The sequence below is a fragment of the Indolivaga macrotermitis genome, from assembly GCF_900128985.1.
Classification (GTDB): Bacteria; Bacteroidota; Bacteroidia; order Bacteroidales; family Dysgonomonadaceae; genus Dysgonomonas_A; species Dysgonomonas_A macrotermitis.
In genome coordinates this window covers 86,810-92,983 of sequence record NZ_FQUC01000017.1, presented here as the reverse complement: position 1 = coordinate 92,983, position 6,174 = coordinate 86,810, and the positions used below count along the sequence as shown (strand labels likewise).

General features: G+C 38.3%; 5 protein-coding genes and 2 pseudogenes. 3 read left to right on the top strand and 4 right to left on the bottom strand.

The features are described 5' to 3' along the window. Window positions 1–317, bottom strand: a pseudogene (locus tag BUC12_RS17275) (hypothetical protein); the annotation flags it as partial. Between the two features lie 330 nt (window positions 318–647). On the opposite strand from BUC12_RS17275, the pseudogene BUC12_RS20515 reads away from it, so the two are divergent. The 3 genes and pseudogenes from BUC12_RS20515 to BUC12_RS17255 form a co-directional block, all read left to right on the top strand. Beyond that, a pseudogene (locus BUC12_RS20515) lies at window positions 648–875 on the top strand (IS110 family transposase); the annotation flags it as partial. Window positions 876–1,388: 513 nt separating this feature from the next. Then, complete coding sequence (locus BUC12_RS17260; RefSeq protein ID WP_062182618.1) at window positions 1,389–3,566, top strand: TonB-dependent receptor; 2,178 nt, start codon at window positions 1,389–1,391, stop codon at window positions 3,564–3,566. 2 nt (window positions 3,567–3,568) lie between these two features. Beyond that, window positions 3,569–4,366 (top strand): cation transporter, encoded by a 798-nt coding sequence (locus tag BUC12_RS17255; protein WP_062182621.1) that lies wholly within the window; start codon window positions 3,569–3,571, stop codon window positions 4,364–4,366. A gap of 81 nt (window positions 4,367–4,447) precedes the next feature. Here BUC12_RS17255 and BUC12_RS20375 read toward each other — a convergent pair whose 3' ends face one another. From BUC12_RS20375 to BUC12_RS17240, 3 genes are read right to left on the bottom strand one after another with little or no spacing between them, the layout of a single operon-like run. Beyond that, window positions 4,448–5,176, bottom strand: a complete 729-nt coding sequence (locus BUC12_RS20375; protein WP_062182625.1) for a hypothetical protein — start codon at window positions 5,174–5,176, stop codon at window positions 4,448–4,450. Between the two features lie 25 nt (window positions 5,177–5,201). Further along, window positions 5,202–5,435, bottom strand: a complete 234-nt coding sequence (locus tag BUC12_RS17245; protein WP_062182628.1) for a hypothetical protein — start codon at window positions 5,433–5,435, stop codon at window positions 5,202–5,204. Between the two features lie 42 nt (window positions 5,436–5,477). After that, complete coding sequence (locus BUC12_RS17240; RefSeq protein ID WP_062182631.1) at window positions 5,478–6,167, bottom strand: hypothetical protein; 690 nt, start codon at window positions 6,165–6,167, stop codon at window positions 5,478–5,480. Window positions 6,168–6,174: the final 7 nt, after the last annotated feature.

Below are 6,174 nucleotides of genomic sequence, written 5' to 3'. Positions count from 1 at the left end.
TGTGAAGCAGGAAACATATAGTCCGCATGCAGGAAAAAATTTCCAATGAAGGAATTACATTTTGCACAACAGTTAACCAAATAGCTTTCATCCATTGTTTTACTATATTGCTCCTTGATGATAACCCCATTGCTTTGCGCAATCTCAAGTTCCAATTTCGAAAATTCATCGGGACCTGCCGTACTTCTATTACGGTCGACTTCTCCCCGGACAACTGCAACTTTCATCTTCGAGTGGCATTTCCAGCAATAACCATCTATAATTGTCAGTATGGCATAGGTTAATTCTTTGTTGCATTTATCACATTTTTCTCCCATAGTTCCGGTTAATTGATTCTGAAAGGACAAATATAACTATTTCGAAATATTACCTCTATCGGTTTTTGTTTCTTTTTTTCGCACAGGCTCACGAAAACCTTAGGTTTGCATTATAATTATTTTACAAACTATAGTGAGTGCACCATACGAAAAAGTAGGATTATATACATTCCTATGCTTCTATTTAGGACTCATTTCTTAATAATTAGACTTTAATTTATTTATATTTATACTTATACTAAAGTGAAAGGAAAATGGTAAGTAAACCATACGAAAAATAGCCATTTTTAGGACTGTGCTTCTATTTAGGACTTATTATTATTCTTGAAAAGAGCAAATAAAAGCATTAAATCTTTGCTTCACTTAGCATCCTTATCCGCTCTTCAAAATAAAAACAGTGAATTACGAACCTATTATGATAGAAAAGTTGCAGAAGGAAAAAATAAAATGTCTGTGCTAAATGCTATCAGAGCAAAACTTATCTCACGCATGTTTGCTGTAATAAAAAATGATAATTATTACAGTTCTAATTATAATAATCAATATTCCAATCAATGATGCAGTGTATTCTTTTTTTAAGAAAATCAGACTTTTAGTTTAATTCAATATGAATTTACATATCTTTGCAGCATGAAATATTTATCTTTAATATTATCCATCAGTGTGTTGCTGTTATCAGTAGTACCTTGTTGTTTAGAAGATAAATGTTTGTCTGCTTATACCGAAACCGTTGAAACAAGCAATGATGATTGTAATAGTTGTGATGACTGCTCTGATAGTAGTTGCTGTTCTCCTTTTCTGCATTGCAATACTTGCTCTGGATTTCCAGAAGCCCGTTATAGCAATCTATTAAACGTAACTGTTACTTTAATATCTGATTGCGAATTAGAATATATTTTAAGAAACGATCTTTCTGATTTTATATCTTCAATCTGGCAACCGCCAAAAGCATAGGCTTACTTTTATTTTTACAGGTTATTTAGAATATGCCTTGCAATTTTTACGGTAATACATTTTTGTAATATCGTACCATCAAATCATTTATAATTGAAGATTTAAAATAAAATCATAATGAAAACAAAAATTATACTGATGCTATTCTTAGCATTCAGCCTTCCCAATATATTCGCACAAAATACACTCAAAGTCAAACTGATAGACTGCGAGACAAAAGAACCTTTAATCGGTGCGAATGTCGTACTTCAAAACACGACAAACGGAGTATCTTCCGATACCGAAGGATTAGCCGTACTTTCCAATATTCCGAACGGTAACCAGAAAATCGAAATTACTTATATGGGGTATGAAAAGACTATTAAAGAATTTACATTCCCGTTAGCTTACGATGAGGCTATTGTTATCAAGGTCGAACCTGACGAAGAAACATTGCAGGAAGTAGTTGTTTCTTCAACAAGAGGAACACGCACATTTAAAGATATTCCTACCCGAATAGAATTTATAAATACCGAAGAATTAGGCGAAAAAGGCGTTATGAAGCCCGGAGATATTCGTATGTTACTGAATGAAAGTACAGGTATTATGACACAACAAACATCTGCCATATCGGGTAACTCATCTATCCGTATTCAAGGTTTGGACGGTAGATATACCCAAATATTAAAAGACGGATTCCCCGTATTTTCGGGTGCTGCAAGCGGATTAGGCTTATTACAGACACCTCCGCTCGATTTAAAGCAGGTAGAGATAATCAAAGGTTCTTCTTCCACCTTATACGGTGGCGGTGCGATTGCGGGACTGATAAATCTCATATCAAAAACACCCGAAAAGGAAAGGGATTTTTCGATACACCTGAACGGGACAACAGGCAAGGGGCTTGATGTAAACAGCTTTTTCGGTCAGAAATTCAACAAAGTAGGTACTACTGTATTTGCATCGTATAACCGTAATTGGGCTTACGACCCGTCCAATGTCGGTTTTACGGCTATACCCAAGTTTGACAGGTTTGTACTGAATCCTAAACTATTTTTATACTTATCTGAAAATACAGATTTCAATTTCGGTATAAACTCTACAATAGAAAACCGTTTGGGTGGCGATATAAAATATGTAGAGGGTAAAGGGGATGATGAACATTCTTATTATGAAAGAAATAAAACGCAAAGGCATTCAAGCCAGCTTTCATTCGAACACCGTTTTGACAAACAAAACAAATTGAATGTAAAGAACAGTGTTACTTATTTCACTCGTAAGATTGAAATTCCCGATTTCAAATTTGACGGCGACCAATTATCGTCTTTCTCGGAAGTATCTTATATACATACAAAAGAAAAAACGGAATGGGTAGCGGGTGCAAACGTGTGGACGGATAAATTTACAGAAAAGAAACTGACCGATTTTCCTTTGCGTGACTACAACATGACTACTTTAGGCTTGTTTGTACAAAATAACACGAAAGTTACGGACTGGATGAGCCTTGAAAGCGGATTACGGACTGACTATGTTACAGATTACAGGTTTGTGGTATTACCTCGTATTTCCTCAAATTTTAAGATTACAGATAAATTTTCGTCCCGTGTGGGTGGCGGATTCGGATATAAAGCACCTACTATCTTTTCGGAAGATAGTGAGCGTATCCAATTTCAGAATGTATTACCGATAGATGATGATAAGAACAAACTGGAAAAAAGCTACGGGGCAAATGTGGATTTCACTTATAAAACGGGTTTGTTCGGCGACCAAGTATTTTTAAGTATAAACCAGTTGTTTTTTTATACCTACCTGAAAAATCCGCTTGAACTGCAAGCTGCGGAAAATAACCATTGGCAGTTTAACAACATTGACGGTCATGTAGACAGTAAAGGGGCTGAAACCAATATGAAATTAAAATACAAAGACTTCGGTCTGTTACTGGGATATACCTATACGGATGCGAATGTAAAGGAAGACGGCAGGAGCTACCAAAAAACTCTTACACCAAAACATAAAGTTAACTCTGTTTTGATGTATGAGGTAGAGGACAAATGGAAAATCGGATTGGAAGCCTATTATACAGGTAAACAAAAACTAAATGACGGCAAAACAGGTCAGGATTACCTTATCTGCGGATTAATGATGCAACGGATTTGGGAAAAATTCTCGATATATGCTAACTTTGAAAACTTTACCGACAGACGGCAGACAAGATTCGACACCATACATACGGGGTCGATAACTAAACCCGAATTTCGGGATATTTACGCACCATTAGACGGTTTTGTTATAAATGCAGGTATCATTATCAAATTGTAAGAATGAAAAAGACTATTTTTAAAATAGAGCAAATGGATTGTCCGAGTGAGGAAAACCTCATTCGGATGAAACTCCAGAATATAGAGGGGATTGCCAAACAGGAATATGACCTGAAAGGCAGAACAATGACTGTTTACCACACAGGCGATTATCAAACCATTGAACAGCAACTTGCGACCTTGAATTTAGGGTCGCACTTTGTTGAGAGTTTGGAAACAAAGGAAGAATTTCAGATAGAGGAAGATAACAAACAGCGTAAAGTCCTTTGGATTGTACTGGCTATCAACTTTGGCTTTTTCCTGATTGAAATGTCAACGGGGGTTATCTCCAAGTCTATGGGATTAGTTGCCGATAGCCTTGATATGCTTGCTGATGCTTTTGTATATGGATTAAGCCTGCTTGCTGTAGGTGCTGCCGTAAGTCGTAAGAAACGTGTTGCTATGATTTGCGGATATTTCCAGATATTTTTGGCTGCTATTGGCTTTATTGAAGTTATCAGGCGGTTTACAGGTGCAGAGGAAATGCCTGTTTTTCAAACAATGATAGGTATATCCGTACTTGCTTTGATAGCCAATGTTATATGTCTGCTTTTGCTTCAAAGGACAAAAAGCAAAGATGCCCATATTCAGGCAAGTATTATATTTTCTTCTAATGATGTGATTATAAATGCAGGTGTTATTCTTGCGGGATTCTTGGTTTGGCAGTTAGATAACCAGATACCCGACCTTGTCATTGGTAGTATTGTATTTCTCATCGTTATTAGAGGTGCTTTGAGAATATTGAAACTGGCGAAAAACTAAAAAATAACATTTAACCTGCAAATTATTTGTATATTTCTTTCTAAATAATTTGCAGATCTCATAAAGAAACGGACTGAAAAATCAGTCCGCATTACTATTGTTCTCTTTATCTTCCTTTGGTTTCAGATGTTCAAAAACATACCAACTGTCCTTATACAGATGGCCTATCAGATTAAATACTCCTGTCTCTCCGCACCTGTCGGCAAACTGCTTGGCTTCCGATATACTTTTGAACTCGCCCAGTTTCTTAAATCCTACAAATAGTTTATACATATCCTTATTGTTTTTATGTTTTTCTACTTCCGCCTGTAAAATGGCGTATACTTCGTTATAGTTTATCTTTTTCTGCTCTAATTTGGCGTTGGCTTTAAGCAACTGCTCGTCCGTTTCAGGGTTGAAGAACAGGTCGTTGTGCGTCATATAGTGTATGTACTCCGCTATTTTGCGTTCGACCTTTGTTATCTGCGCCTTAGCGGAGGCTACCTTCGACAGCAGGAAGTTAAATCCCGTCTGCAAGCCTGTCCGCTTGTCATAAGCGCAATGATATACCGTTACCTTCCGGCGTGGGTACTTGCAGACCAGCTTTGCCCTGCGCCATTCGATAAGCCAACGCCAGCGGTCTACCATATCACGGGGAATATCTATTTTGTGCAATACCTCACGGTTTCCGTCCTCGTGCCTTATCTCAAATGTGATATATACCCAGTGTTCTATTCTCAGTTCCTTTTCCGCTTTGGCGAGGTCTTTGGCGTCCTGCATCCGATCGTCTATTACCCGACTCTGTCGATTACTTCGTAATTCCTGTGCCATGATGCGTTTATTTTATTTTGGTTGGTTAGCTGTTATAGATTTGTTGTATTTCTTCTCCTATTTTTGCCAACGCTCTGCGCTGTTCATCCGTCAGGCGCAATATAAAGTCATCGTTGCTGTACCATTCCCCGCTATCTTCCTGCTCCCGGAAGCACCGCCTGTCGGCAGTGTCTACGATTGCCAGTATTACATCTGTTTCGGTCGGGGTCAGTCCGCTGATTGTGCAGGTCTTGTTTGTTTTATCTATTGTCAGTTTCATATTTTTTGATATTGCGGGCGGATTGCCCCGCCCTGATTGATACTATTTATTTATCGGTTGATTTTGATAGATTACTTTCGTCCTATTGTTATCGGAAACTGTCAGTTTTCCGTCCCTGTCCATTAGCCAGTAGAGGAAAATGACGATGGTGTCCTTTGAAATCACATGGTAGCCGTTGAACAGGTTCAGGATTACAACAGGCTCTTTCTCCTTTGCCTTAAATGCTTCTTCGCTTGTGGTATAGGCGTTCTCCCCGATACCGAAATGCGGGGAGTTGTTTACGGTATATTCTACGTTGCCGTACTCTTCCATTTTGCGGTATATGAATTGTTCCAGATCCCATATATCATGTATCAAATCGAAGGGATGCAGGGTTTCCAGTTCTTCTTTTAGCTGGGCGTATACCACCCTTAGCATCGGCTCGATAGTAAACCATTTGGTCGGGTTGGTTATCTTCCGGCAGGTGGCGGGGTCGTGTACGTCATTCAGGTATAAACCGTTTGTTTCAAGCGTACAGTAGCAGTCGTAATGGAATTGCGTGCCGTAATGCGTACCGCTCCTTTTTACGGACTTGTTGATGATTACCCGTATCTGGCTATTCTGTAACAAATAGATGTGGATACTCCACCTGTCTGTTTCAAAAGCTATTTGATAATGCTTGCTTTCGCCTGTTACCCTGTCGAGGGTATAATTCCTGCCCTTATAGGGGATTGTTATTTTATACGCTTTCATGTCGATA

What these genes read in the sequence shown, in the direction of transcription:
- BUC12_RS17240 (WP_062182631.1), bottom strand. Translation starts at nt 6,167, where the DNA reads ATGAAAGCGTATAAAATAACAATCCCCTATAAGGGCAGGAATTATACC.
- BUC12_RS20375 (WP_062182625.1), bottom strand. Translation starts at nt 5,176, where the DNA reads ATGGCACAGGAATTACGAAGTAATCGACAGAGTCGGGTAATAGACGAT.
- BUC12_RS17260 (WP_062182618.1), top strand. Translation starts at nt 1,389, where the DNA reads ATGAAAACAAAAATTATACTGATGCTATTCTTAGCATTCAGCCTTCCC.
- BUC12_RS17245 (WP_062182628.1), bottom strand. Translation starts at nt 5,435, where the DNA reads ATGAAACTGACAATAGATAAAACAAACAAGACCTGCACAATCAGCGGA.
- BUC12_RS17255 (WP_062182621.1), top strand. Translation starts at nt 3,569, where the DNA reads ATGAAAAAGACTATTTTTAAAATAGAGCAAATGGATTGTCCGAGTGAG.